Genomic DNA, 359 nt, shown 5'->3' with positions numbered 1-359 from the left:
TGCGACAGCAGGTTGCCCAGGCCTTCGATGTCGTTGCGCCAGTCGCGGTGCAGCTCACAGGCCACCGAGAACCAGTTCATCATCTGCGCGCCGGCCTGAGTCATGCGGCTCCACGCGGCTTGCTGCACGGTGGTATTGAACGTGCCGGAGGCATCGGTCACCACAAACACGTCAAACCCTTCTGCCAGTGCCGACAGGGTCGGGAACGCGACACACACATCCGTCACCACACCGGCAATGATGATCTGCTTGCGGCCGGTAGCCTTGATCGCCTTGACGAAATCTTCGTTGTCCCAGGCGTTGATCTGGCCAGGGCGAGCGATGTACGGCGCGTCCGGGAACATCTCTTTCAACTCTGG

General features: G+C 61.3%; 1 protein-coding gene. It reads right to left on the bottom strand.

Annotation, left to right across the window (positions count from 1 at the left end; all coding sequences use genetic code 11):
- Positions 1 to 359 (bottom strand): isochorismatase family protein (locus tag CXF97_RS14035; protein ID WP_157830897.1); only part of this gene is annotated, 359 nt, incomplete at both ends.

Source organism: Pseudomonas sp. Choline-02u-1 (genome assembly GCF_002836515.1).
Lineage (GTDB): Bacteria > Pseudomonadota > Gammaproteobacteria > Pseudomonadales > Pseudomonadaceae > Aquipseudomonas.
Note: the sequence above shows the minus strand (reverse complement) of the source record. Positions and strands in the feature narration are given on the sequence as shown.